This is a genomic window from Pseudomonas sp. DCA-1 (assembly GCF_046523955.1).
Lineage (GTDB): Bacteria > Pseudomonadota > Gammaproteobacteria > Pseudomonadales > Pseudomonadaceae > Aquipseudomonas > Aquipseudomonas putida_Y.
Window position 1 is genome coordinate 4,521,724 of sequence record NZ_CP169881.1, and the last position, 25,962, is coordinate 4,547,685.

At 61.8% G+C, this 25,962-nt stretch carries 21 protein-coding genes; 3 read left to right on the forward strand and 18 right to left on the reverse strand.

The window, feature by feature from the left end:
- Positions 1-25: 25 nt before the first annotated feature.
- The 18 genes from tilS to rpsB form a co-directional block, all read right to left on the reverse strand.
- On the reverse strand, positions 26-1,309 hold the full coding sequence (gene tilS, locus ACE4QZ_RS21365) for a tRNA lysidine(34) synthetase TilS (protein WP_103463170.1): 1,284 nt from the start codon (positions 1,307-1,309) through the stop codon (positions 26-28).
- Between the two features lie 155 nt (positions 1,310-1,464).
- Positions 1,465-2,412, reverse strand: coding sequence for an acetyl-CoA carboxylase carboxyltransferase subunit alpha (locus ACE4QZ_RS21370; protein WP_003252323.1), 948 nt, complete (start codon positions 2,410-2,412; stop codon positions 1,465-1,467).
- A 106-nt stretch (positions 2,413-2,518) separates the two neighbouring features.
- Complete coding sequence (dnaE, locus tag ACE4QZ_RS21375) at positions 2,519-6,043, reverse strand: DNA polymerase III subunit alpha (protein ID WP_103462957.1); 3,525 nt, start codon at positions 6,041-6,043, stop codon at positions 2,519-2,521.
- Between the two features lie 186 nt (positions 6,044-6,229).
- Positions 6,230-6,853 carry a ribonuclease HII gene (rnhB, locus tag ACE4QZ_RS21380; protein WP_103462958.1) on the reverse strand — a complete coding sequence of 208 codons (624 nt, stop codon included), beginning with the start codon at positions 6,851-6,853 and terminating at the stop codon, positions 6,230-6,232.
- A gap of 1 nt (position 6,854) precedes the next feature.
- Positions 6,855-7,982 carry a lipid-A-disaccharide synthase gene (lpxB, locus tag ACE4QZ_RS21385; RefSeq protein WP_028698302.1) on the reverse strand — a complete coding sequence of 376 codons (1,128 nt, stop codon included), beginning with the start codon at positions 7,980-7,982 and terminating at the stop codon, positions 6,855-6,857.
- A gap of 1 nt (position 7,983) precedes the next feature.
- Complete coding sequence (gene lpxA, locus ACE4QZ_RS21390; protein ID WP_021785907.1) at positions 7,984-8,760, reverse strand: acyl-ACP--UDP-N-acetylglucosamine O-acyltransferase; 777 nt, start codon at positions 8,758-8,760, stop codon at positions 7,984-7,986.
- Positions 8,757-9,197 carry a 3-hydroxyacyl-ACP dehydratase FabZ gene (gene fabZ, locus ACE4QZ_RS21395; RefSeq protein WP_003252314.1) on the reverse strand — a complete coding sequence of 147 codons (441 nt, stop codon included), beginning with the start codon at positions 9,195-9,197 and terminating at the stop codon, positions 8,757-8,759. The genes lpxA and fabZ overlap by 4 nt, the downstream gene beginning before the upstream one ends.
- Before the next feature lie 114 nt (positions 9,198-9,311).
- Positions 9,312-10,367 carry a UDP-3-O-(3-hydroxymyristoyl)glucosamine N-acyltransferase gene (gene lpxD, locus ACE4QZ_RS21400; RefSeq protein WP_410480169.1) on the reverse strand — a complete coding sequence of 352 codons (1,056 nt, stop codon included), beginning with the start codon at positions 10,365-10,367 and terminating at the stop codon, positions 9,312-9,314.
- A 1-nt stretch (position 10,368) separates the two neighbouring features.
- Positions 10,369-10,872: an OmpH family outer membrane protein gene (locus ACE4QZ_RS21405; RefSeq protein WP_003252311.1), complete on the reverse strand. Its 504-nt coding sequence runs from the start codon at positions 10,870-10,872 to the stop codon at positions 10,369-10,371.
- A gap of 44 nt (positions 10,873-10,916) precedes the next feature.
- Entirely contained in the window at positions 10,917-13,277 is a 2,361-nt protein-coding gene (gene bamA, locus ACE4QZ_RS21410) for an outer membrane protein assembly factor BamA (protein ID WP_103462959.1), read from the reverse strand.
- 72 nt (positions 13,278-13,349) lie between these two features.
- Positions 13,350-14,702 (reverse strand): RIP metalloprotease RseP, encoded by a 1,353-nt coding sequence (gene rseP / locus ACE4QZ_RS21415; protein WP_103462960.1) that lies wholly within the window; start codon positions 14,700-14,702, stop codon positions 13,350-13,352.
- 72 nt (positions 14,703-14,774) lie between these two features.
- Positions 14,775-15,965, reverse strand: coding sequence for a 1-deoxy-D-xylulose-5-phosphate reductoisomerase (ispC, locus tag ACE4QZ_RS21420; RefSeq protein WP_028698299.1), 1,191 nt, complete (start codon positions 15,963-15,965; stop codon positions 14,775-14,777).
- A complete protein-coding gene (locus tag ACE4QZ_RS21425) occupies positions 15,962-16,777 on the reverse strand; it encodes a phosphatidate cytidylyltransferase (RefSeq protein ID WP_021785912.1) in 816 nt (271 codons plus the stop codon). Before ACE4QZ_RS21425 ends, ispC begins: the two co-directional genes overlap by 4 nt.
- Positions 16,777-17,532, reverse strand: a complete 756-nt coding sequence (gene uppS, locus ACE4QZ_RS21430; protein WP_021785913.1) for a polyprenyl diphosphate synthase — start codon at positions 17,530-17,532, stop codon at positions 16,777-16,779. The genes ACE4QZ_RS21425 and uppS overlap by 1 nt, the downstream gene beginning before the upstream one ends.
- Positions 17,533-17,547: 15 nt before the next feature.
- Entirely contained in the window at positions 17,548-18,105 is a 558-nt protein-coding gene (frr, locus tag ACE4QZ_RS21435) for a ribosome recycling factor (RefSeq protein ID WP_003252296.1), read from the reverse strand.
- Complete coding sequence (pyrH, locus tag ACE4QZ_RS21440; protein ID WP_003252294.1) at positions 18,102-18,845, reverse strand: UMP kinase; 744 nt, start codon at positions 18,843-18,845, stop codon at positions 18,102-18,104. Before pyrH ends, frr begins: the two co-directional genes overlap by 4 nt.
- 181 nt (positions 18,846-19,026) lie before the next feature.
- The gene (tsf, locus tag ACE4QZ_RS21445) at positions 19,027-19,890 is read right to left on the reverse strand and encodes a translation elongation factor Ts (protein WP_003252290.1); all 864 of its coding nucleotides are present in this window, start codon (positions 19,888-19,890) and stop codon (positions 19,027-19,029) included.
- Between the two features lie 185 nt (positions 19,891-20,075).
- A complete protein-coding gene (gene rpsB, locus ACE4QZ_RS21450) occupies positions 20,076-20,813 on the reverse strand; it encodes a 30S ribosomal protein S2 (RefSeq protein ID WP_003252287.1) in 738 nt (245 codons plus the stop codon).
- Between the two features lie 346 nt (positions 20,814-21,159).
- On the opposite strand from rpsB, the gene map reads away from it, so the two are divergent.
- Genes map through dapC form a run of 3 tightly spaced genes read left to right on the forward strand, consistent with a single transcriptional unit; the run spans position 21,160 to position 25,913 of the window.
- On the forward strand, positions 21,160-21,942 hold the full coding sequence (gene map, locus ACE4QZ_RS21455) for a type I methionyl aminopeptidase (RefSeq protein WP_021785914.1): 783 nt from the start codon (positions 21,160-21,162) through the stop codon (positions 21,940-21,942).
- Between the two features lie 41 nt (positions 21,943-21,983).
- Positions 21,984-24,686, forward strand: a complete 2,703-nt coding sequence (locus ACE4QZ_RS21460) for a [protein-PII] uridylyltransferase (protein ID WP_021785915.1) — start codon at positions 21,984-21,986, stop codon at positions 24,684-24,686.
- Positions 24,687-24,716: 30 nt separating this feature from the next.
- Entirely contained in the window at positions 24,717-25,913 is a 1,197-nt protein-coding gene (gene dapC, locus ACE4QZ_RS21465) for a succinyldiaminopimelate transaminase (protein WP_084850395.1), read from the forward strand.
- Positions 25,914-25,962 lie beyond the last annotated feature (49 nt).

The following is a 25,962-nucleotide window of genomic DNA, read 5'->3' on the forward strand; positions in this document are numbered from 1 at the left end:
AGGGTAGTCTACCGGAATGTACCCTTCAGCTCAAACCTTGCGCGTTCGTCGGTAACTGCCAGTGCAACTGGCAATCCGCCTGCACCAGCCCGGGCAGGTTGGCTACCGCCAGCAGGCATTCGCCGCGATACAGCAACGGCAGGCGCGAGCGCAGGAAATGCGGCACCTGTTGCTCGTTGAGCAGGCGCTTGAGGTCACGCCGGCCACGGCCGGGAACCTCCAGCATTTCACCACCCTGACGGTAGGCAATGTGCAACCCGCCCGGCACGGCTGCGCCAACAAGACGCACGCTACCATTGCCCGGCAACCGCAATGGCACATCAGGCTCGGGCCAGGCCAGCGAGCCAGCCGGTTGCTGTAGCCAATCACCGCTCAACCACCAGATGCGCCCGTGGCTACGCACCAACCGTCCATCGGCAAGCCGCCAGACTGGCCGGGCATCGGCAGCGGCATCGCGCAGGTCTGCCCAGCCGGCCCAGTGCCGGGTATCGGGCAAACGGGTGCGCTGGCTCAGCCAGTACTGCAAGGCATTGCGCTGACGGGCCGACGATAGCGCCACCAGGGCGGCCAGGTCGAGGGAATCCAGCCCCGGCCAGGCGATGGGCGCCCCCTTACGCGTAAGCGCCAGATCCTCCCGGGCCAGTTCGTCCAGCAAACCCAGCGCCTCACCCAGATGCTCTGCTGCACGGGCGAAGTTCTGGCTGGCCTGAGGCCAACGTTGCTGCAAGTGCGGCATCACTTCGCCGCGCAGGTAGTTGCGGGCGAATTGTGTATCGGCGTTTGACGGGTCATCGATCCAGACCAGCCCTTGGGCTTTGCCGTAGTCCTGCAACTGCTGCCGGGAACAACCCAGCAACGGCCTGACCAGGCTGCCCCGCCCTAATGCCCGCTGCACCGGCATGGCTGCCAGGCCGCGCAGGCCCGCGCCGCGCAACAGGCGGAACAGCAGGGTCTCGGCCTGGTCGTCGCGGTGCTGGCCAGTGAACAGGATGTCGCCCGGGCCGAGCATTTGCCTGAAAGCGGCATAGCGGGCGTCGCGAGCGGCCTGCTCAAGGCTGGCGCCGGGGCTGACCTGGACATGGATGACCTGGAGTTCGATGCCAAGATTGTCGCAGATGGCTTGGCAATGAGCAGGCCATGCGTCGGCAGCGGACTGCAGGCCATGGTGGACATGAATGGCACGCAGCGGGGGGGATGTGTGCTTGCAAGCGAAGTCGGCCAGCTGGTGCAGGAGGACGGTGGAATCGAGGCCGCCAGAGAACGCGATGAACCAGGTGGGGGCGTTGAGCCAGGGGGCGAGATCAATCATCAGGACCTCGAAAGGTTTGATGCCGCATTCGCGGGTAAACCCGCTCCCACAGGGGCCGTGCATTCCCTGTAGGAGCGGGTTTACCCGCGAACACCGGCGAAGCCGGTGCCGTCAATCACAAGGGCCACAAAAACGGCCCCCGGGGCAAATCAGAATCAGAGACCGTAGCTCATCAGGCGCTCGTAACGGCGGGCCAGCAGCGCGTCGTTGTCGAACTTGCCGAGCATGTCCAGCTGCTGCACCAGATCGGCACGAATGCTTTCGGACATCTTGGCCGGGTCACGGTGGGCGCCGCCCAGCGGCTCCTGGATGACCTTGTCGACAATGTTCAGGCTCTTCAGGCGCTCGGCAGTGATACCCATGGCTTCGGCCGCGTCTGCTGCTTTGTCGGCAGTTTTCCACAGAATCGAAGCACAGCCTTCCGGCGAGATAACCGAATAGGTGGAATACTGCAGCATGTTCAGTTGGTCGCACACGCCAATGGCCAGTGCCCCACCGGAACCACCCTCACCAATCACGGTAGCGATGATCGGGGTTTTCAGGCGTGCCATGACCCGCAGGTTCCAGGCAATGGCTTCACTCTGGTTACGTTCTTCGGCGTCAATACCCGGGTAGGCGCCCGGCGTGTCGATGAAGGTCAGGATCGGCATCTTGAAGCGTTCGGCCATTTCCATCAGGCGACAGGCCTTGCGGTAGCCTTCCGGGCGCGGCATGCCGAAGTTGCGACGCACTTTCTCGCGCACTTCACGGCCCTTCTGGTGGCCAATGACCATCACCGGTTTGCCGTCCAGACGCGCAGTACCACCCACGATGGCGGCGTCGTCAGAGAAGTGACGGTCCCCGTGCAGCTCTTCGAACTCGGTGAAGATGTGCTCCAGGTAGTCCAGGGTGTATGGACGACGCGGGTGACGGGCCAGGCGGGCGATCTGCCAGCTGGTCAGGTTGCCGAAGATGCTTTCGGTCAGGGTGTTGCTCTTGTCTTGCAGACGGGCAATTTCATCGCTGATGTTCAGCGAGTTGTCGTTACCCACCAGGCGCAGGCCTTCGATCTTGGCTTGCAGGTCGGCAATCGGCTGTTCGAAATCGAGGAAATTCGGGTTCATAGTCATCCGTCTTGGGTCTACGGCCAGGCGGCCGGCCGGTTGATCCGTTTGGCGCCATACCTTAAGGGATCAGGCGCATTCAGGTCGAGATTAAATTTTTGTCGGTTCAACGATATTGCAGGAAGACGTTCTCACGCCCGAACTGGTCACGCAGCGCCTGAATCAGCCCATCGGCCGGGTCGATCGCCCACTGCTCGCCAAACTGCAGCATGGCCTTGGCGTCGCTGCCGGTGTACTCCAGCGTGATCGGGCAAGCACCACGATGGCGGGTGATCAGCTCGCCCAGCCACTTCAGCCGGTCGCCTTTCAGTGCGTCGTGCGCCACCTTCAGGCGCAGGCTCTCAGCCAGCTTGGTGCGCGCGTCTTCCATGGTCATCACCTGCTTCACCCGCAGGCGCAAGCCCCCGGAGAAGTCGTCATTGCTGACCTCGCCTTCCACCACCACCATGGCATCGGTCTGCAGCAAAGACTGTGCCGCCATGAAGGCATCGGCAAACAGCGATGCTTCGATCCGCCCGGAACGGTCATCCAGGGTGACAAAGCCCATCTTGTCGCCCTTCTTGTTCTTCATCACCCGCAGCGCAATGATCATGCCGGCGATGGTCTGGGTTTCGCGCGACGGCTTGAGGTCGACGATGCGCTGGCGGGCGAAGCGGCGAATTTCGGTCTCGTACTCGTCGATCGGGTGGCCGGTCAGGTACAGGCCAAGGGTGTCTTTCTCCCCCTTCAAACGCTCCTTGAGGGTGAGCTCGCGCACCTTGCGATGGTTGGCATAGACGTCGACATCTGCCGCGTCGAACATGCCGCCGAACAGGTCGACATGGCCACTGTCAGCGGTGTGCGCAGCCTGCTCGGCTGCCTTGATGGCCTCGCCCAGCGCCGACAGCAAGGTTGCCCGGTTGATGTCGATGTTGGCGTGGTAGGCCTTGATCTCGTCATGGAAGTGCGGGCCAAGGCGGTCCAGCGCGCCACTGCGCACCAGCGCATCAAGGGTACGCTTGTTGACCCGCTTGAGGTCGATGCGTTCACAGAAATCGAACAGGTCCTTGAACGGACCACCCTGGGCGCGGGCCTCGACAATCGCCTCCACCGGGCCTTCACCGACGCCCTTGATGGCGCCAAGGCCGTAGACGATCCGGCCGTCGTTGTTGACGGTGAACTTGAAGTCCGAGAAGTTCACGTCCGGCGCGTCGAGGCGCAGCTTCATGCTGCGCACCTCCTCCACCAGCACCACCACCTTGTCGGTGTTGTGCATATCCGCCGACAGGACCGCGGCCATGAACGGCGCCGGGTAGTGGGTTTTCAGCCAGGCGGTCTGGTACGACACCAGGCCATAGGCGGCGGAGTGGGATTTGTTGAAGCCGTAGCCCGCGAACTTCTCTACCAGGTCGAAGATGTTACCGGCGAGGTCCGCATCGATATTGTTGGCTACGCAACCTTCGATGAAACCACCGCGCTGCTTGGCCATTTCCTCGGGCTTTTTCTTACCCATGGCTCGGCGCAGCATGTCGGCGCCACCCAGGGTGTAACCCGCCATCACCTGGGCGATCTGCATCACCTGTTCCTGGTACAGGATGATGCCGTAGGTCGGCGCCAGTACTGGCTTGAGGCCTTCGTACTGGTAGTCGGAGTGGGGGTAGGCCAGCTCGGCGCGGCCGTGCTTGCGGTTGATGAAGTCGTCCACCATGCCCGACTGCAGCGGGCCCGGGCGGAACAGCGCAACCAGTGCGATCAGGTCTTCCAGGCAGTCGGGCTTGAGCTTCTTGATCAGCTCCTTCATGCCACGCGATTCAAGCTGGAACACCGCCGTGGTTTCGGCCTTCTGCAGCAGCTCGTAAGTCTTGCGGTCGTCCAGCGGGATGAAGTCGATGTTGAGGTCGGGCAGGTTCTTCTTGGCCTGCTCGCGGTTGATGATCTCCATCGCCCACTTGATGATGGTCAAGGTACGCAGACCGAGGAAGTCGAACTTCACCAGGCCGGCGGCCTCGACGTCATCCTTGTCGAACTGGGTTACCAGGCCACCACCCTCTTCATCACAGGCGATCGGCGAAAAATCGGTGAGCTTGGTCGGTGCGATAACAACACCACCGGCGTGCTTGCCGGTACCCCGGGTCACACCCTCCAGCTTCAGGGCCATGTCCCAGATCTCACGGGCGTCTTCGTCGCCCTTGAGGAAGTCGCGCAGGATTTCTTCCTGCTCGTAGGCCTTCTCCAGAGTCATGCCCACTTCGAAGGGGATCATCTTCGACAGGCGGTCGGCCAGGCCATAGGATTTGCCTTGTACCCGCGCCACGTCACGTACCACTGCCTTGGCGGCCATGGTACCGAAGGTGATGATCTGGCTCACCGCATTACGACCGTAGGCCTCGGCCACGTAGTCGATCACCCGGTCACGGCCGTCCATGCAGAAGTCGACGTCGAAGTCGGGCATGGAAACACGCTCAGGGTTGAGGAAGCGCTCGAACAGCAGGTCGTAGGCCAGCGGGTCGAGGTCGGTGATCTTCAGTACGTACGCCACCAGCGAGCCAGCACCCGAACCGCGGCCCGGGCCAACCGGTACATCGTTGTTCTTGGCCCACTTGATGAAGTCCATAACAATCAGGAAGTAACCGGGGAAGCCCATCTGGATGATGATGTCCAGTTCGAACTTCAAGCGGTCCAGGTAAACCTGACGTTTTTCTTCATAATTGGGCGTGGTCTCTTTCGGCCAGAGCACCGCCAGGCGCTCTTCCAGACCTTCGTGGGACACATGCCGCAGGTAGTCGTCGATGCCCATGCCGTTGGGCGTGGGGAAGTCAGGCAGGAAGTACTTGCCCAACTGCACCTGGATGTTGCAGCGCTTGGCGATTTCGACGGTGTTGGCGATGGCGTCGGGCAGGTCACTGAACAGCTCGGCCATTTCCTCTGCCGACTTCAGGTACTGCTGGTCGCTGTAGCAACGCGGACGGCGCGGGTCGTCGAGGGTCCAGCCCTCGCCGATGCATACGCGGGTTTCGTGGGCGTCGAAGTCCGTCTGCTTGATGAAGCGCACGTCGTTGGTAGCCACCAGCGGGGCGCCAAGCTTGTCGGCCAACGCCACCGCCGCATGCACGTATTCCTCGTCGCGTGCGCGATTGGTGCGCTGCACTTCAACGTAGAAGCGCTCGGGGAACATGCCCATCCAGTCTTGAAGTAGCGCTTCGGCTTCATCTTGCCGCCCAGCCAGCAAGGCCATGCCGATGTCGCCTTCCTTACCCGCGGAAAGGGCAATCAGGCCCTCGCTGGCGGGGGCGATCCATTCACGCTGGAGGATGACCAGGCCGTTGCGCTGGCCATCGGTCCAGCCGCGCGAGATCAATTCGGTGAGGTTGCGATAGCCCTTGGGGTCCATGGCCAGCAAGCAGATGCGTGACAGCGGGGCTTCCGGGTCGGCACCGGCCAGCCACAGGTCGGCACCGCAGATCGGTTTGATACCGGCGCCCATGGCAGTCTTGTAGAACTTCACCAGCGAGCACATGTTGCTCTGATCGGTGATGGCGACCGCCGGCATGTTCATCCCGGTCAGCGCCTTGGCCAGCGGCTTGATCCGCACCAGGCCGTCAACCAGCGAGAATTCGGAGTGGACGCGCAGGTGAACGAAGGAAACCGACATGGAAGATCCTGTAGCAGTGCTTAACGACAAGGGCGGGATTGTAGCCTAACTAGGGGCTTTTTTTGGGGTTGCTTTGCAGCCCTTCGCGGGCACGCCCGCTCCCACAGGTACGGCACCGCTGCTCAGACCGATGAATCCTGTGGGAGCGGGCGTGCCCGCCAAGGGCCGCAAAGCGGCCTCAATAGGTCAGATCAGGGAATCGCTGACGCCTTCGCGCGCTTCCCAGGCCGCCCGCACAGGGGCGAAGGATCGCCGATGAATGGGCGTAGGCCCAAGGCGCGCCAAGGCCTCGAGATGCACCGGGGTCGGGTAGCCCTTGTGCCCGCCAATGCCATACCCCGGGTAGATCAGTTCGAAGGCGCTCATCTCCCGGTCACGGGACACCTTGGCCAGGATCGATGCCGCCGCAATGGCCGGCACCTGGCTGTCCCCCTTGACCACCGGTGCTGCAGGCACAGCCAGCTTCGGACAGCGATTGCCATCGATCAATGCCAGCTTCGGCGTAATGTGCAAACCCTCCACTGCCCGCTGCATGGCCAGCATGGTGGCCTGCAGGATGTTCAGACTGTCGATTTCCTCGACTTCGGCGCGGGCGATGCAGAAGCTCAAGGCCTTTTCGCAGATCTCGTCGAACAGCGCCTCACGCTTGGCCTCGGTGAGTTTCTTCGAATCGTTCAGACCGAGAATCGGCCGTGCAGGATCAAGAATCACCGCCGCCGTGACCACCGCGCCACACAGCGGGCCACGGCCCACTTCGTCAACGCCGGCGACCAGGTCTTCTACCAGGTTGAAGTCCAGTCCAATTTGCATGTCAGCGGTCCTTGAGCAGGGCCAGTACCGCTTCGGCCGCCTGATTGGAGGCGTCACGGCGCAGGGTGCGGTGAATTTCGTCGAAACGTTCGGTCTGCTGGCTTCCATCGCGCACCAGCGGCGCCAAGGTGTTGGCCAGCGCTTCGCTGGTGGCGTCGTCTTGAAGCAACTCGGGCACCAGCTCTCGCTGGGCCAGCAGGTTCGGCAATGACACGTAAGGGCTTTTCACCAGACGCTTGAGAATCCAGTAGGTCAAGGGCGCAAGGCGGTACGCCACCACCATCGGCCGCTTGTACAGCAGCGCCTCGAGGGTGGCGGTGCCCGAGGCGATCAGCACCGCGTCACAAGCCGCGAGGGCTTGGTGGGACTGGCCATCGAGCAGGGTCAGCGGCAGTTGGCGCCCTTCCAGCATCTGCTCGATCTGGGCACGCCGCGTGGCGTTGGCGCAGGGCAACACGAAGCGCACACCCGGCACTTGTTGACAGAGGCGCTCGGCGGCGTCGAGGAATAACGCGCCCAGGCGCCCTACTTCGCCGCCCCGGCTGCCCGGCATCAGTGCCACCACCGGCCCCTCGCCCAGGCCCAGCGTGGCACGCGCGGCAGAGCGGTCGGCTTCAAGCGGGATGGTGTCTGCCAGCGGGTGGCCGACAAAACGCACTGGCACACCCTGCTCTTCGTAGAACCGCGCCTCGAACGGCAACAGCGTCAGCATCAGGTCGCAGCCCTCGCGAATCTTCAGCACGCGCTTCTGCCGCCAAGCCCACACTGACGGGCTGACATAGTGCACGGTCTTGATCCCGGCCTGACGCAGCTTCAGCTCGATATTGAGGGTGAAGTCAGGGGCGTCGATGCCGATAAATACGTCGGGCTTTTCTTCGATCAGGGTCTGGATCAGCAACTTGCGGCGCTTGAGCAGCTCGCGCAGGCGCCCCAGCACCTCGACCAGCCCCATGACGGCCAGACGTTCCATGGGGAAATAGGATTGCAGGCCTTCGGCTTCCATCAAGGGGCCGCCAACCCCGATGAAACGTACGTCGGGATGGCGCGCCTTGAGGGCGCGCATCAAGCCTGAACCAAGAATATCGCCACTGGCCTCACCGGCGACCAGCGCTACGCAAAGCTGGGCCATATCAGCGCGTGATGCCGCGAGCGGAGCTCAGGATCGACTGACGGAACAGCTCGACCTCGGGGTGTTGCGCGGCAGGTTCAGCCAGCTCCTTGAGTGCGTCTTCGACGGTCAGGCCCTGACGGTAGACAATCTTGTAGCAACGACGCAGCACATGGATCACCTCGTCGCTGAAACCGCGGCGGCGCATGCCCTCGAAGTTCATGCTGCGGGCTTCGGCCGGGCTGCCGAACACGGTAACGAAGGCCGGAACGTCCTTGCCAATCGCCGTGCCCATACCGGAAAACGCGTGGGCGCCAATGTGGCAGTACTGGTGAACCAGGGTGTAACCGGACAGGATCGCCCAGTCACCCACATGCACATGACCTGCCAGCGCCGTATTGTTTACCAGGATGCAGTGGTTGCCGATGACACTGTCGTGGCCAATGTGGGCATAGGCCATGATCAGGTTGTGGTCGCCCACGGTGGTTTCCGCACGGTCCTGAACAGTACCGCGGTGGATGGTAACCCCTTCGCGAATCACATTGTGATCGCCGATTACCAGGCGCGTCGGCTCACCCTTGTACTTCAGGTCCGGGGTGTCTTCACCAATCGAGGAAAACTGGAAGATACGGTTGTGCTTGCCGATACGGGTCGGCCCTTTGAGCACAACATGCGGGCCGATAACGGTGCCCTCCCCGATTTCTACATCAGGGCCAACGATCGACCAAGGGCCGACCTCGACGCCGTCGGCCAGCCTGGCCGACGGATCGATAATGGCCCGAGGATCAATCGAATTCATAGGGATCGTTCCGCGCAGGTGATTTCTGCCGAGCAGACCGGCTTGCCGTCGACCAGGGCGCGGCACTCGAACTTCCAGATCATGCTTTTACGGCTGAGGAACTTGGCTTCCAGCACAAGCTGGTCACCCGGCAGCACCGGCTGACGGAAACGCAGTTTGTCGGAACCGACAAAGTAGTACAGGGTGCCATCGGCCGGCTTGGCATCGAGCATCTTGAAACCAAGGATGCCGGCTGCCTGGGCCATGGCTTCGATGATCAGGACACCCGGCATGATCGGGTGTGCCGGGAAGTGGCCATTGAAAAACGGCTCGTTGATGCTGACATTCTTGTAGGCACGAATGCTCTGGGCCTCGAAGTCCAGATCCGTCACACGGTCTACCAGCAGGAACGGGTAGCGGTGAGGCAGGTATTCGCGAATCTCGTTGATGTCCATCATTTCGGTGGGGAAGCCTGTAATAAGAATAGGGAGCGCAGGTGCTGACCACACGCTCCTTTTGCAATCCAAAGAGGAGCCAGCTAGCGACTGTTCACTCTTGCTCAGGGAATGGTATCAGCCTTCTGATGTCGGCAGGCCACCTGAGGTCACGGTATCGACGCGTTTTTCCAGCTGCTGGAGACGCTTGGCCATGTCGTCCAGGTGGCGGATACGCGCGGCGCTCTTGCGCCATTCAGCCAGCGGCTGCATGGCAGTGCCGGAAGAATAGGAACCCGGTTCAGTGATCGAACGGGTAACCATGGTCATTCCGGAAACGAAAACGTTATCGCAAATATCGATGTGCCCAACCAGCCCCACACCACCGGCCAGCATGCAGTGCTTGCCGATGCGCGTGCTGCCGGAGATCCCGACGCAAGCGGCCATGGCAGTGTGATCACCGATCTGAACGTTGTGAGCGATCTGGATCTGGTTATCCAGCTTGACCCCGTCGCCGATCCGGGTGTCGGACAGCGCGCCACGGTCGACAGCAGTATTGACACCGATCTCAACGTCATCACCAATGGTGACGCCGCCGATCTGTGCAATCTTGCGCCAGATGCCCTTCTCGTTGGCAAAGCCGAAGCCCTCGCCGCCGATCACGGCACCCGACTGAATGACCACACGCTTGCCGATGGTTACGTCGTGATACAGCGTGACCCTCGGTGCCAGCCAACCGCCCTCGCCGATCACGCAACGTGCGCCGACCACGCAGTGTGCACCCACACTGACATTGGCGGCGATGCGCGCACCGCTTTCGATGACCGCGAACGGCCCGATGCTGGCACTGGCATCCACCTGCGCGTCCTCAGCTACCACGGCGCTGGGATGAATACCCGCCACAACCTTGGGTTTGGGGTCGAACAGGTGGGAAATGCGTGCGTAGGCCAGGTACGGATCGGCGACGATCAGTGCATTGCCGGCAAAGCCTTCGGCATCCGCAGCCTTCAGCAGCACTGCAGCCGCCTGGCTGTCGTCCAGGAATTTGCGGTACTGCGGGTTGGCGAGGAAGCTCAACTGACCGGGGCCAGCCTCCTGCAAGGTGGCCAGCCCGGTAATCTGCAGCGCCTCGGGCCCCTTGAGGGTGGCTCCAAGTGCCTCGGCCAGTTGGCCTAGCGTCATGGTCACACTCATATCAACGGGCTTGGTTCATGCGCTCGATGACTTGGCGGGTGATGTCGTACTGAGGCTTGACATCAATGACCGCACCACGCTCGAGGACCAGGTCGTAGCCGCCCTTCTTGATCACTTCCTCGACAGCGCCATCCAGCTTCGGCTTCAGCTGCTTGAGCATGTCGCGATCAGCAACGGCCTTGGCTTCGTTCAGCTCCTTGGACTGGAACTGGAAGTCGCGAGCCTTTTGCTTGAACTCGAGCTCCAGGCGCTCACGCTCCTGCTGCTGCATCTTGTCGCCGCCCTTGATCAGGCGGTCCTGGATGCCCTTGGCACTGCTTTCCAGGCTTTTCAGCTTGGTCAGTTGCGGACCGAACTTTTTCTCGGCATCCACCGCATACTTCTTGGCGGCATCCGACTCGAGCAGGGCCATCTGGTAGTTCAGGACGGCAACCTTCATTTCGGCGAAAGCCGGGGTGGCGACCAGCGCCGCGGCCACTACGGCCAGTTGAGCCAATTTACGCACGATGCACTCCTGGATAAACCGTTGTCGTTAAGCAGGGGCCGACCTTAGAAGGTCTGGCCCAGAGAGAATTGGAACACCTGGGTATCGGCATCGTCCGGCTTCTTGACCGGCATTGCCAGACTGAAGCTCAACGGGCCCAGAGCGGTAATCCAGGTCACGCCCAGGCCGACCGAACTGGCCATGCCCGAGAACCCGACCTTCTCGCAATCAGGTTTGTTGCCGCAATTGGTGTCGAACACGTTACCCACGTCCCAGAACACGGAGGTGCGCAGTGAACGCTGGTCCTTGACGAACGGCAGCGGGAACAGCAGCTCGGCACCGCCCTGCACCAGCACGTTACCACCAAACGGCAACGGATCCTGATCCGGGTCGCGGATAGTGCCCGGCTTGCCGCCATTGGCCTCGCCGCGGCTAGGCGTACTGCGTGGGCCCAGGCTGCTGTCCTTGAAGCCACGGACAGAGTTGAAACCACCCGCGAAATAATTCTCGTAGAACGGCAGGCCAGAGGTGCTGCCGTAACCATCACCATAGCCCAGCTCGGTATGCAGGCGCAGGGTGTAGTCGTTGGTGATCGGTTTGAACAGCTGGCCACGGTAGTCAAGCTTGAAGAACGACAGGTCGCTGCCCGGAATGGTGGACTCCAGGGTCAGGCTTTGCGAGTGACCACGGGTGGCCAGTACGCCTTTGTTCAGGGTCGACTCGGACCAGCCGATCGAGGCCTTGAAGTTCAGGAAATTGTCACCTTCCTGCTCGAGGAAGTCGAAAATCTCGTCAACGGTGTACTTGCCGGTCTTGATCTTGTCCTGCTGCACGCTCAGGCCGTAGGTCAGGCGCGAAGTCTCGCTGATCGGGTAGCCCAGGCTGACGCCGGCACCGTAGCTGTCCACCGCATAGCTGGCAACGTCGACGTCGAGGTCGTCGTAATTGGTGCTGCGATAGAAGGCGTTATAACCCAGGCTGACGCCATCGGCAGTGAAGTAGGGATCAACGAAGCCAAAGTTGTAGCGGGTCTGGTACTCCGAACGGGTCAGACCGACGGATACCTTGTTACCGGTACCGAGGAAGTTGCTCTGGCTGATCGAACCACCGAGGATCAGGCCGGCGCTCTGGGCGAAACCGACGCTGGCGGTGATCGAACCAGAGGCCTGCTCTTCGACGCTGTAGTTGACGTCGACCTGGTCGTCGGTGCCTGGCACCTGCGGGGTCTCGACGTTCACTTCCTTGAAGTAGCCCAGGCGCTCCAGACGGGTCTTGGACTGATCGATCAGATAGGTCGAAGCCCAGCCGCCTTCCATCTGGCGCATTTCGCGACGCAGCACTTCGTCTTCGGTCTTGGTGTTGCCGCGGTAGTTGATGCGGTTGACGTAGGCACGCTTGCCCGGGTCGACCACGAACATGATGTCGACGGTGTGGTCCTGGTCGTTCGGCTGTGGCACGCCGTTGACGTTGGCGAAGGTATAGCCTTCGTTACCCAGACGGCGGGTGATCAGCTCGGACGTGGTGGTCATCACCTTGCGCGAGAATACCTGGCCCGGTTGCACCAGCAGCAGCGACTTGACCTGGTCTTCCGGCACCTTGAGATCACCGGACAGCTTCACGTCGCGAACGGTGTATTTCTCGCCTTCGTTGATGTTGACGGTGATGTAGACGTGCTTCTTGTCCGGCGTGATGGACACCTGGGTGGAGGCAATGTCCATGTTGATGTAGCCGCGGTCCAGGTAGTAGGAGCGCAGGCGCTCCAGGTCACCGGAGAGCTTTTCACGGGCGTACTTGTCGTCGTTCTTGAAGAACGACAGCCAGTTGGTGGTCTTCAGCTCGAACAACTGCCCCAGGGTCTCGTCGTCGAATACGTTGTTACCAACGATGTTGATGTGCTGGATGGCAGCGACGGTGCCTTCGTTGATCTTGATCTTCAGCGCCACACGGTTGCGCGGCTGCGGCACCACTTCGGCGTCGACCTCGGCCGAGTAGCGGCCCTGGGCCACGTACTGGCGCTGCAGCTCGTTACGCACGCCTTCGAGGGTGGCGCGCTGGAAGATTTCGCCTTCGGCCAGGCCCGATTGCTTCAGGCCCTTCATCAGGTCTTCGGTGCTGATCGCCTTGTTGCCTTCAATCTCGATGCTCGACACCGACGGGCGCTCGACCACGTTGATGATCAGCACATTGCCATCGCGGCTCAACTGGATGTCCTGGAAGAACCCGGTCTTGAACAAGGAACGAGTCGAGTCCACCAGGCGACGGTCGTCGGCCTGGTCGCCAACGTTCAGTGGCAAGGCACCGAACACACTGCCGGCGGAAACCCGCTGCAGCCCGTTGACGCGAATATCGGAGATGGTGAAGGACTCGGCGTGAACTTCAGCGATCATCAGTGCGGACATGACCGCAGTTAGCAGCAGACGTTTCATGAAGTCCTTTTATTCCAACTGGCAATAAACAACCTGCCGTCACAAACGACAGGTTCGCAATTGAGCGAAGCTTTATAGTCGACCCAGATCGTTGATCAGGGCGAGCAACATCACCCCTATGACCAAACTGATACCGATCTGAACCCCCCAACCTTGCACCCGATCCGACAGCGGACGACCGCGCGCCCACTCGACCAGGTAAAACAGCAAATGCCCCCCATCCAGCACAGGTATGGGCAGCAGGTTAAGAACCCCCAGGCTTATGCTCAGGTAGGCCAGGAAATTCAGGAAATCCCCCACGCCGGACTGGGCTGAAGCGCCCGCCACTTTAGCAATGGTTATCGGTCCACTCAAGTTTTTTACCGAGAGCTCCCCGAACAGCATTTTCTTCAGCGATTCAAGGGTCAGGACACTCATGTTCCAGGTACGCGACAAGCTCTCACCCACCGCATCCAGCGGGCCGTAGCTGATCTCGCGGAGCATGCTGGCAGGCCATTCGCCACCCTTGACGCCAGCGCCAAGATAGCCTCCCACTGCCTTGCCCTCACCCTTGCGGGCCAGGGTCACCGGCAACTCCAGGGCTGCACCATCGCGCTCCACACGCACCACTACCCTGGCATCCGGGCGGGCACGCACGCTGTCGACAACTTGCTGCCATTCGGTCACTGCCACACCATCCAGAGCCAGCAGCTTGTCCCCGGTTTTCAGGCCTGCAGCGGCAGCCGGCCCCTTCGGATCGATCTCGGCCAGCACCGGCGTGATCGCCGGGCGCCATGGGCGCAGCCCCAGGGACTGAATCGGGTCGGGCTCGTCGGCGCCCTTGAGCCAGCTGTCCAGCTTGACCTGCAACTGACGCTCGTTGCTGGCGCCCTCATCACGCACGCCAATCTGCAAGGTACCGCTCTCCCCCAGACGACGAACCAGCTGCAGATTGACCGCCGACCATCCGTTGGTCGGCTTGCCGTCAACAGAAACGATTTCCTGACCCGCGGTCAGCCCGGCCGATGCTGCCAGGCTGCCACTGTCGACCGCACCGATAACCGGTCGGATTTGCTGGGTACCCAGCATCGCCAGCACCCAGAAGAACAGGATAGCCAGCAGAAAGTTGGCAATCGGGCCTGCGGCGACAATCGCTATACGCTGGCGCACCGACTTGCGGTTGAACGACTGCCCGGCCAGCGCTGGCGGCACATCGCCCTCGCGCTCGTCGAGCATCTTGACGTAGCCGCCCAGAGGAATGGCCGCAACAACGAACTCGGTGCCGTGGCGGTCATGCCACCGCAGCAGCGGCGTGCCGAAACCGACCGAAAAACGCAGCACCTTGACGCCGCAGCGGCGCGCCACCCAGAAGTGACCGAATTCGTGGAAAGTGACCAGCACACCCAGAGCCACGAGGGTGCCGATAATCATGTAGAGCGCTGTCATGTCCATCTCCGAATGATGTTCAGCGGGCCGGCATTGCTGCCCAGCCCCCTCACGAACCTTGGCGGGCCTGCATCAGCGACCGTGACGCCTCAGCCATTCACGGGAAAGCTCCCGGGCACGCTGATCGGCGGCAAATACCGCATCCAGCGAAGGCAGTGGCACGACGGGTTCCTGGTCGAGTACCTGTTCGATCATACCCGCGATCTCCGGGAAGCGGATGCGCCGTTCAAGAAATGCCTCGACGGCAACTTCGTTGGCTGCATTGAGCACGGCAGGCGCGCTGTTGCCTGCCTCGGCAGCCTGCCGCGCAAGGCGCAGGCAAGGGAAGCGTTGTTCGTCGGGCGCCTGGAAATCCAGACGGGCGATGGCGAACAGGTCCAGGGGGGCGACCCCGGAATCGATCCGTTCCGGCCAGGCCAACGCGCTGGCGATCGGCGTACGCATGTCCGGGTTGCCCAGTTGCGCGAGCACCGAACCGTCCACGTAGTCGACCAGTGAGTGGATCACGCTTTGCGGGTGCACCACCACCTCAACCTTGGACGGCGCGGCATCGAACAACCAGCAGGCCTCGATCAACTCGAGGCCTTTGTTCATCATGCTGGCCGAATCCACGGAAATCTTGCGCCCCATGGACCAGTTAGGGTGAGCACAAGCTTGCTCCGGGGTCACGTCCAGCAGCGCCTCGACCGGCGTCTCGCGGAACGGCCCACCAGAAGCGGTAAGCAGGATCCGGCGCACACCGACAGCACTCAGGCCACGGGCGTAGTCGCCAGGCATGCACTGGAAGATAGCGTTGTGTTCGCTGTCGATCGGCAGCAGCACGGCACCCTTTTGCCGCACCGCCTCCATGAACAGCGCGCCCGACATTACAAGTGCTTCCTTGTTGGCCAGCAACACCTTCTTGCCTGCCTCGACTGCCGCCAGCGTGGGACGCAGACCGGCAGCACCGACAATGGCAGCCATCACTGCGTCCACTTCAGCGGCCGACGCCACCTGGCAAAGCCCGGCCTCGCCTTCAAGCACCTCGGTGGAGCAACCGGCTGCAGCCAGACTTGCGCGCAACCTCACCGCTGCTTCGGTGCTCGGCACCACAGCGAATGCCGGGCGATGACGCACACATAGCGCCAACAACTCGTCGATGCGCGAATAGCCAGTGAGGGCAAACGCTTGATAACGGTCAGGGTGACGCGCAATCACATCCAGCGTGCTCAGGCCGATGGAGCCGGTGGCCCCGAGCACGGTAATACGTTGCGGGCGACTCACATCACACCCCATTCGGCAGCCCACAGCAGCACTGCAAAGATCGGGATTGCCGCAGTCAGGCTGTCGATGCGATCGAGCACACCACCATGCCCAGGCAGCAGATTGCTGCTGTCCTTGATGCCGGAGCGACGCTTGAACATGCTCTCGGTCAGGTCACCGACCACCGAAGACATCACCAGCAACGCAGCGCCCAGCAGGCCCAGCAGGATCTGACCAAAGCCCCAGTCGCGGCCGATGCCGACACCCAGGGTAATCAACAGGCTGACCGCCAGCCCACCATACACACCTTCCCAGCTCTTGCCCGGGCTGACCTGCGGGGCGAGCTTGCGCTTGCCGAACGCCCGGCCAGAAAAATACGCACCGATGTCGGCAGCCCACACCAGCACCATGACGGACAGGATCAGCCAGTTCCCCAAGGGCCAGTGCTTGAGCAGCACCAGCCCCTGCCAAGCCGGCAGCAGCACCAGCAGACCGATCAACAGCCGACAGGCAGCACTGGCCCACAGATCGCTGCTGCGCGGGTAGGTAAGCACCAGCCAGGTGGCCAGCCCCCACCAGATCACCGCAGCGCCCAGCACCCAGGGCGCCAGCTCCGGAAGGATGTGCAGCAGCATCAGCGCCCCGGCGACCACCACCGCATAGGCGATGCGCAGCGGCTGGGCCATAAGCCCGGCAAGGCGTGCCCACTCCCAGGCGCCGAGGGCCACCACGAAGCCGATGAACAGGGCGAAATCCCCGCCATTGAGCAGAAAGAAACCGCCCAGCGCGACCGGCAGCAGGATCAGCGCAGTAATGATGCGTTGTTTAAGCATTAAGCACGAGCTCCAGCCTCGACCTGCTCGCTGGTCTTACCGAAGCGGCGCTGGCGCGAAGCGAAATCGGCCAGGGCTTTGCGCATGGCCTCGTGTTTGAAGTCCGGCCAGTAGAGGTCGGAGAAGTACAACTCGGCATAGGCCAGCTGCCACAGCAGGAAATTGCTGATGCGGTGCTCGCCACCGGTGCGAATGCAAAGATCCGGCAACGGCAGTTCGCCGGTTGCCAGGCAGGTCTGCAGCAGACCCGGGGTGATGTCCTCCGGGCGCAGATGCCCAGCTTGCACTTCCCGCGCCAACCGTTGGGCAGCCTGGGCGATGTCCCACTGGCCGCCGTAGTTGGCTGCTATCTGCAGAATGAAACGGTTGTTGCCGGCGGTCGCTGCCTCGGCCTCGCGCATGGCGGCCTGCAGCTCAGGATGGAAACGCGAACGGTCGCCGATGATGCGCAGGCTGATATTGTTCTCGTCAAGGCGCTTGGCCTCACGGCGCAGCGCCGAGAAGAACAGCTCCATCAGCGCACCGACTTCTTCGGCAGGGCGCTGCCAGTTCTCGCTGGAGAAGGCGAACAGGGTCAGCACCTCGACCCCGGCCTTGGCACAGACTTCGATGACCGCGCGAACGGCGTCCACACCCGCCTTGTGCCCGGCCACGCCAGGCAGCAGGCGTTTTTTCGCCCAGCGGTTGTTGCCATCCATGATGATCGCGACATGACGCGGCACCGAGGACGGCGCCGCTGGCTTGGTCTTTTCCATTAAAAAACCCCGGCCTTAGACGGCCATCAGGTCCTTTTCCTTGGCTTTGAAGGCAGCATCGACTTCAGCAACGAACTTGTCGGTCAGCTTCTGGATCTCGTCAGCGGCGCGACGCTCTTCGTCTTCGCTGATTTCCTTGTCCTTGGTCAGTTTTTTCAGGTCAGCCAGGGCGTCGCGGCGCACGTTGCGCACGGCCACCTTGGCATCCTCGGCAACACCGCTGGCCTGCTTGGTGTAGCCCTTGCGGGTTTCCTCGGTCAGGGCCGGCATCGGTACACGGATGGTAGTACCGGCGCTGGACGGGTTAAGGCCCAGATCGGAGGTGAGGATAGCCTTTTCGATGGCAGCGCTGAGGTTCTTGTCGTGAGCGACGATCTTCAGGGTGCGGGCATCTTCGACGGTGATCGCGGCGACCTGGTTCAGCGGCATTTCGCTACCCCAGGCGGTAACCTTGACGCTGTCCAGGATGCTTGGGTGAGCGCGACCGGTGCGGATTGCAGCCAGGTTGCGAGACAGGGCTTCGATGGACTTGCCCATGCGCTCCTGCGCGTCTTTCTTGATGTCGTTGATCATGCTTGGCCTTCCTCGATCAGTGTACCTTCAGCGCCACCCACCACGATGTTCAGCAGGGCGCCAGGCTTGTTCATGTTGAATACCCGCAATGGCATCTTGTGGTCACGGCACAGGCAGATTGCGGTCAGGTCCATCACACCCAGCTTGCGATCCAGAACCTCATCGTAGGTCAGGTGATCGAATTTCTCGGCGTGCGGGTCCTTGAATGGATCGGCAGTGTACACGCCATCGACCTTGGTCGCCTTCAGCACCACGTCAGCATCGATTTCGATGGCGCGCAGGCAGGCCGCGGAGTCGGTGGTGAAGAACGGGTTGCCGGTACCGGCGGAGAAAATTACCACATCCCCGGAGTTGAGGTGACGAATAGCTTTGCGACGATCGTAATGATCGGTGACACCCACCATGGAAATGGCCGACATTACCAGGGCCGGGATGTTCGAGCGCTCCAGCGCATCGCGCATGGCCAGGCCGTTCATCACGGTAGCCAACATGCCCATGTGGTCACCCGTGACGCGATCCATGCCGGCTGCGCTGAGCGCGGCGCCGCGGAACAGGTTGCCACCACCGATCACCAGGCCGACCTGAACACCGATCCCTACCAGCTGGCCAACTTCAAGCGCCATGCGATCCAGCACTTTCGGGTCGATCCCGAAGTCTTCCGAGCCCATCAGGGCCTCGCCGCTAAGTTTGAGCAAAATGCGTTTATAGCGAGGTTGGCGACCACTCACCTGCTGAGCCATTGCGAGTCTCTCCTGCGGCGTACTTTTAGAAAATTCGTGCGGGCTGTTTGCAGCCTGCTAACTGTAGCGTGGCACCGCTTCGGTGCCAGCGAAGAGGGAGTCGTATAAACCCCTCTCCGTTTTGACAAAGAGGCTGCGCGCGTGAGCGGGCAGCCTCTTTGGGGCGACAGACGGGGCTGTCTTACTGCTTGGCAGCAGCTACCTGAGCGGCAACTTCAGCAGCGAAGTCGTCGACTGGCTTCTCGATGCCTTCGCCTACTTTGAAGTAGGTGAAGGAAACGATTTCAGCACCGGCTTTCTTGGCCAGCTCGCCAACCTTGACTTCCGGGTTCATGACGAAGGCTTGCTCTTTCAGCGAGGCTTCGGCTTTGAACTTGGTGATACGGCCGTTGATCATGTTCTCAACGATGTTTTCCGGCTTGCCGGCGATCTTGTCGGCGTTCAGCTGCAGGAAGACATTCTTCTCGCGCTCGATGGCCTCGGCGGAGATTTCCGACGAATCCAGGAACTCAGGGTTCGAAGCTGCAACGTGCATGGCGATGTTCTTCGCCAGCTCAACGTCACCGCCTTTCAGAACGACGACAGCGCCGATCTTGTTGCCGTGCAGGTAGGCACCGACAACGTCACCCTCAACGCGCACCAGGCGACGGATGTTGACGTTCTCGCCGCACTTGGCAACCAGGGCTTCACGAGCAGCTTCGCGCGAGGCGATCAGCGGGGCGGCGTCGGTCAGCTTCTGGGCGAAGGCTTCTTCGAGGCTTTCGGCCACGAAGTTCTTGAAGTCGTCTTGCAGGGCCAGGAAGTCGGTCTGCGAGTTCACTTCCAGCAGGACGGCAGATGTACCGTCGGTCTTGACGGCGATAGCGCCTTCAGCAGCGACGTTGCCAGCCTTTTTGGCGGCCTTGATGGCGCCCGAGGCACGCATGTCGTCAATGGCTTTCTCGATGTCGCCGCCGGCCTTTTCCAGGGCCTTTTTGCAATCCATCATGCCTTCGCCGGTACGCTCGCGCAGTTCTTTTACCAGCGCTGCAGTAATTGCTGCCATTTCAAAATCCTCTTGGAAAGTTTTTCAACCATTCCACCCGTCAATCACGGGCGTTCAATTCTGCAAATCCGCTGCTTTGATTTCAGCAGGCCCATGATGCGGGGCCGATGCTGACAGCAGGATTTCAAGGTGGCAAAAAGGGGGCAGAGCCCCCTTTTTGCGTGCCAAGTAGACGCTAGCGCCTATTACTCAGCAGCAGGTGCAGCCGCTTCTTCAGCGTAAACTTCGGTGCCGCCGGCAACGTTGTTGCGGCCGCGGATGACTGCGTCAGCCATCGAAGTCATGTACAGCTCGATAGCGCGAATGGCGTCATCGTTACCTGGGATGATGTAGTCAACACCTTCCGGGCTGCTGTTGGTATCGACAACGCCGATAACCGGGATGCCCAGCTTGTTGGCTTCGGTGATCGCGATGCGCTCGTGATCAACGTCGATAACGAACAGAGCGTCTGGCAGACCGCCCATGTCCTTGATGCCACCCAGGCTGCGATCCAGTTTTTCCAGGTCGCGGGAGCGCATCAGGGCTTCTTTCTTGGTCAGCTTGGCGAAAGTGCCGTCTTCGGCCTGGGTTTCCAGGTCGCGCAGACGCTTGATCGAAGCGCGGATGGTCTTGTAGTTGGTCAGCATGCCGCCCAACCAACGGTGATCAACGTATGGCGAACCGCAACGAGCTGCTTGCTCGGCAACGATCTTGCCGGCGGAACGCTTGGTGCCGACGAACAGGATCTTGTTCTTGCCCTGGGCCAGGCGCTCTACGAACGACAGAGCGTCGTTGAACATTGGCAGGGTTTTTTCCAGGTTGACGATGTGGATCTTGTTACGCGCGCCGAAAATGTACTTGCCCATTTTCGGGTTCCAGTAACGGGTCTGGTGGCCGAAGTGCACACCGGCCTTCAGCATATCGCGCATATTGACTTGGGACATGATAGTTCCTTGATAAGTCGGGTTGGGCCTCCACGTATCCCAATGACCAACCCGCGAATTCTGCAACTCGGGGCACCCAGGTCATCGTGTCGACACGTGTGTGGGTTAAGTACTGACGGGGTCGTCCCCGAAAGCGGCGCATTTTATACCACAGACCGCGAGCGAACGGAACCCGGATACTGTTGCGTCTGTCAGCACTTTTTGCAGCACCCCGGCTTTCGCGCCAGAATGCCAGCTGTAGACAACAGCATGGCCGCCTTTATCCCGACCGATCGGCGCCCTGCTCTGCTAGAATCCGGCCTTTCCCGTTTGTTCGCGCCGTGCACGGCGCCGTAGAGAGCCTGTAATGACCGTCACCATCAAGACCGCAGAAGACATCGAGAAGATGCGCATCGCTGGCCGCCTGGCCGCCGAAGTGCTGGAAATGATCGAAGAACACGTCAAGCCCGGTATCACCACCGAAGAGCTCGACCGCCTGTGCCACGACTATATCGTCAACGTCCAGCAGGCCATCCCGGCACCGCTCAACTACAAGGGCTACCCGAAGTCGATCTGCACCTCGATCAACCATGTGGTCTGCCACGGCATACCCAACGACAAGCCGCTCAAGGACGGTGACACGCTCAATATCGACGTCACCGTGATCAAGGACGGCTACCACGGCGACACCAGCCGCATGTTCCACGTCGGCAACGTGCCGGTCTGGGCCGAGCGCCTGTCCAAGGTCACCCAGGAATGCATGTACAAGGCCATCGAGCTGGTGAAGCCGGGCTGCCGTCTGGGCGACATCGGTGAAGTGATCCAGAAGCACGCAGAGAAGAACGGTTTCTCGGTGGTACGCGAGTTCTGCGGTCACGGCATCGGCAAGGTGTTCCACGAAGAGCCGCAGATCCTCCACTACGGCCGCGCTGGCACGGGTATGGAGCTGAAGGAAGGCATGACCTTCACCATCGAGCCGATGATCAACCAGGGCAAGGCCGACACCAAGGTGCTGGGCGACGGCTGGACCGCCATCACCAAGGATCGCAAGCTCTCGGCCCAGTGGGAACACACTCTGGTGGTGACCGCGACCGGCTACGAGATCTTCACCCTGCGCAAGGACGACACCATCCCGCGCACTTCGGCCTGACCGCACCCCGACAGGCCACCCCACGACAGGAACGTGACGCGATGCCCCAGGTGGACCCCGAGCTGTTCGACCGTGGCCAGTTCCAGGCGGAACTGGCCCTCAAGGCGAGCCCCATCGCCGCCTTCAAGAAAGCCATCCGCCTGGCCGGCGAGGTGCTCGACAAGCGTTTTCGCGCCGGCAGCGACATTCGCCCGCTGATCGAGGCCCGCGCCTGGCTCGTCGACAATATCCTGCAACAGGCGTGGAACCAGTTCGACTGGGGCGACCAGAGCGGCATTGCCCTGGTTGCGGTGGGCGGCTATGGGCGCGGTGAACTGCACCCGCACTCGGACATCGACCTGCTGATTCTGCTAGGCGCTGCCGAGCACGAGCAGTACCGCGACGCCATCGAGCGCTTTCTTACCTTGCTGTGGGACATTGGCCTGGAAGTCGGCCAGAGCGTGCGTACCGTCGACGAGTGCGCCGAACAGGCCCGCGCCGACCTGACGGTAATCACCAACCTGATGGAAAGCCGCACCATCGCCGGCCCCGAGGCCTTGCGCCAGCGCATGCTGGAAGTCACCAGCACCGCACACATGTGGCCGAGCAAGGAGTTCTTCCTGGCCAAGCGCGCCGAACTCAAGGCCCGCCACCACAAGTACAACGACACAGAGTACAACCTCGAACCCAACGTCAAGGGTTCGCCAGGTGGCCTGCGCGACATCCAGACGGTACTGTGGGTAGCCCGTCGCCAGTACGGCACACTGAACCTGCATGCACTGGCCGGCGAAGGCTTCTTGCTGGAAAGCGAGAACGAACTGCTGGCTTCGTCCCAGGACTTCCTCTGGAAAGTCCGTTATGCCCTGCACATGCTGGCCGGGCGCGCCGAAGACCGCCTGCTGTTCGATCACCAGCGCAGCCTCGCCACGCTGCTGGGCTACAGCGACGAAAACCCCAAGCGGGCGATCGAACAGTTCATGCAGCAGTACTACCGGGTGGTGATGAGCATCAGCCAGCTGTGCGACCTGATCATCCAGCACTTCGAAGAAGTTATCCTCGCCGACGAGGAAAGTGGCAGCACCCAGCCGCTGAACGCGCGGTTCCGCCTGCATGACGGCTATATCGAGGCCGCCAACCCGAACGTGTTCAAGCGAACGCCGTTCGCCATGCTGGAAATCTTCGTGCTGATGGCCCAACACCCCGAGATCAAGGGCGTGCGTGCCGATACCGTGCGCCTGCTGCGCGAACACCGCCACCTGATCGACGACACGTTCCGGACCGATATCCGCAATACCAGCCTGTTCATCGAGCTATTCAAGTGCGAAATCGGCATCCACCGCAACCTGCGCCGGATGAACCGCTACGGCATTCTTGGCCGTTATCTGCCAGAGTTCGGCCTGATCGTCGGGCAGATGCAGCATGACCTGTTCCACATCTATACGGTCGATGCGCACACCCTCAACCTCATCAAGCACCTGCGCAAGCTGCAATACACGCCGGTGTCCGAGAAATTCCCGCTGGCCAGCAAGCTCATGGGGCGCCTGCCCAAACCCGAGCTGATCTACCTGGCCGGCCTGTACCACGACATCGGCAAGGGTCGCCAGGGCGACCACTCGGAAATCGGTGCAGTGGACGCGCAGAAGTTCTGCGAACGGCACCAGTTGCCGGCCTGGGACAGCCGCCTGATCGTCTGGCTGGTGCAGAACCACCTGGTGATGTCGACCACCGCTCAGCGCAAGGACTTGTCCGATCCGCAGGTGATCAACGACTTTGCCCTGCACATGGGCGACGAGACACGCCTTGACTACCTGTACGTGCTGACTGTGGCGGACATCAACGCCACCAACCCCAGCCTGTGGAACTCGTGGCGCGCCAGCCTGCTGCGCCAGCTGTACAGCGAGACCAAGCGCGCCCTGCGCCGGGGCCTGGAAAACCCGCTGGACCGCGAAGAGCAGATTCGCCAGACCCAGTCGTCAGCGCTGGATATCCTGGTGCGCGAGGGGACCGACCCGGACGACGTCGAGCAGCTATGGGCGCAACTGGGCGATGACTATTTCCTCAAGCACACCGCCGCCGACGTGGCCTGGCACACGGATGCGATCCTGCAGCAACCGGCCGATGGCGGGCCACTGGTACTGATCAAGGAAACCACCCAGCGCGAGTTCGAAGGCGGCACGCAGATTTTCATCTATGCCCCCGACCAGCATGATTTCTTCGCCGTGACGGTGGCGGCCATGTCGCAGTTGAACCTGAACATCCACGACGCCCGGATCATCACGTCGAGCAGCCAGTTCACCCTCGACACCTACATTGTGCTGGACAACGACGGTGGCTCGATCGGCGACAACCCGCAACGGGTCAAGCAGATTCGCGACGGCCTGACCGAAGCGCTGCGCAACCCTGAGGACTACCCGACCATCATCCAGCGCCGGGTACCGCGCCAGCTCAAGCACTTCGACTTCCCGCCGCAAGTGACCATCCTCAACGATGCCCAGCGGCCGGTGACCATCCTCGAAATCACCGCGCCAGACCGCCCGGGCCTGCTGGCCCGGCTGGGACGGATTTTCCTGGAGTTCGACCTTTCGCTGCAAAACGCCAAGATCGCCACCCTCGGCGAGCGGGTAGAAGACGTGTTTTTCATTACCGATGCCGACAACCAACCGCTGTCAGACCCGCAGTTGTGCAGCCGCCTGCAGGAGGCCATCGTGCAGCAACTGCAGGCCGGCCAAGGTAGCGACACCAGCCAGACCCGCGTGACCTTTTAACGATTAGACGATTGACGAGACCTTGCGCCGATGAACCATGCCTTGACCCAGCTTCAGCCCTATCCGTTCGAAAAGCTTCGTGCCCTGCTGGGCAGCGTGACGCCTGCGGCGGACAAACGCGCCATCGCCCTGTCGATCGGTGAGCCGAAGCACGAATCGCCGGCGTTCGTCGCCCAGGCCATGGCCGACAACCTCGACAAGCTGGCGGTTTATCCCAGCACCATCGGCTTGCCAGCCCTGCGCCAGGCCATCGGTCAGTGGTGCGAACGACGCTTTGGCGTGCCGACCGGCTGGCTGGACGCCGACCGCCACATCCTGCCGGTCAACGGCACCCGTGAAGCACTGTTCGCCTTCACCCAGGCCGTGGTCAACCGCGCCGATGACGGCCTGGTGGTAAGCCCCAACCCGTTCTATCAGATCTACGAAGGCGCAGCGCTGTTGGCCGGCGCCACCCCGCACTACCTGCCGTGCCTGGAAAACAACGGTTTCAACCCGGACTTCGACGCCGTACCGGCCGAGGTGTGGAAGCGTTGCCAGATCCTGTTCCTGTGCTCGCCGGGCAACCCTACCGGTGCGCTGGTGCCGATGAACACCCTGAAGAAGCTGATTGCCCTGGCTGACGAGCACGACTTCGTGATCGCCGCCGATGAGTGCTACAGCGAGCTGTACTTCGACGAAGACGCACCACCGCCAGGCCTGCTGACGGCATGCGCCGAGCTTGGTCGTAGCGATTTTGCGCGCTGCGTGGTGTTCCACAGCCTGTCCAAGCGCTCCAACCTGCCGGGGCTGCGCTCGGGCTTCGTCGCTGGCGATGCCCGGATCATCAAGCCGTTTCTGTTGTACCGCACCTACCACGGCTGCGCGATGCCGGTACAAACCCAACTGGCCAGCATCGCCGCCTGGCAGGACGAGGCGCATGTGCGCGAGAACCGCGACCAGTACCGGGCCAAGTACGACGCCGTGCTGGATATTCTGCAGCCGGTACTGGACGTGCAGCGCCCGGACGGCAGCTTCTACCTGTGGGCCAAGGTACCGGGCGACGATGCCGAGTTCACCCGTGACCTGTTCGAAGCCCAGCATGTGACCGTGGTACCGGGGTCGTACCTGTCACGTGAAGTGGACGGGGTGAACCCGGGTGCCGGGCGCGTGCGCATGGCACTGGTTGCACCGCTGGCCGAATGCATCGAGGCGGCGGAGCGGATTCGCGCCTTCCTGCAAAACCGCTGATCTGGCAGGGGCCTGTGGGAGCGGGTTACCAGCGCGGCACGGCCGGTGC

Coding starts and splice junctions, on each gene's coding strand:
- tilS (WP_103463170.1), bottom strand. CDS start 1,309: ATGATTGATCTCGCCCCCTGGCTCAACGCCCCCACCTGGTTCATCGCG.
- ACE4QZ_RS21370 (WP_003252323.1), bottom strand. CDS start 2,412: ATGAACCCGAATTTCCTCGATTTCGAACAGCCGATTGCCGACCTGCAA.
- dnaE (WP_103462957.1), bottom strand. CDS start 6,043: ATGTCGGTTTCCTTCGTTCACCTGCGCGTCCACTCCGAATTCTCGCTG.
- rnhB (WP_103462958.1), bottom strand. CDS start 6,853: ATGCAAATTGGACTGGACTTCAACCTGGTAGAAGACCTGGTCGCCGGC.
- lpxB (WP_028698302.1), bottom strand. CDS start 7,982: ATGGCCCAGCTTTGCGTAGCGCTGGTCGCCGGTGAGGCCAGTGGCGAT.
- lpxA (WP_021785907.1), bottom strand. CDS start 8,760: ATGAATTCGATTGATCCTCGGGCCATTATCGATCCGTCGGCCAGGCTG.
- fabZ (WP_003252314.1), bottom strand. CDS start 9,197: ATGATGGACATCAACGAGATTCGCGAATACCTGCCTCACCGCTACCCG.
- lpxD (WP_410480169.1), bottom strand. CDS start 10,367: ATGAGTGTGACCATGACGCTAGGCCAACTGGCCGAGGCACTTGGAGCC.
- bamA (WP_103462959.1), bottom strand. CDS start 13,277: ATGAAACGTCTGCTGCTAACTGCGGTCATGTCCGCACTGATGATCGCT.
- rseP (WP_103462960.1), bottom strand. CDS start 14,702: ATGACAGCGCTCTACATGATTATCGGCACCCTCGTGGCTCTGGGTGTG.
- ACE4QZ_RS21425 (WP_021785912.1), bottom strand. CDS start 16,777: ATGCTTAAACAACGCATCATTACTGCGCTGATCCTGCTGCCGGTCGCG.
- uppS (WP_021785913.1), bottom strand. CDS start 17,532: ATGGAAAAGACCAAGCCAGCGGCGCCGTCCTCGGTGCCGCGTCATGTC.
- frr (WP_003252296.1), bottom strand. CDS start 18,105: ATGATCAACGACATCAAGAAAGACGCGCAGGAGCGCATGGGCAAGTCC.
- pyrH (WP_003252294.1), bottom strand. CDS start 18,845: ATGGCTCAGCAGGTGAGTGGTCGCCAACCTCGCTATAAACGCATTTTG.
- tsf (WP_003252290.1), bottom strand. CDS start 19,890: ATGGCAGCAATTACTGCAGCGCTGGTAAAAGAACTGCGCGAGCGTACC.
- rpsB (WP_003252287.1), bottom strand. CDS start 20,813: ATGTCCCAAGTCAATATGCGCGATATGCTGAAGGCCGGTGTGCACTTC.
- map (WP_021785914.1), top strand. CDS start 21,160: ATGACCGTCACCATCAAGACCGCAGAAGACATCGAGAAGATGCGCATC.
- ACE4QZ_RS21460 (WP_021785915.1), top strand. CDS start 21,984: ATGCCCCAGGTGGACCCCGAGCTGTTCGACCGTGGCCAGTTCCAGGCG.
- dapC (WP_084850395.1), top strand. CDS start 24,717: ATGAACCATGCCTTGACCCAGCTTCAGCCCTATCCGTTCGAAAAGCTT.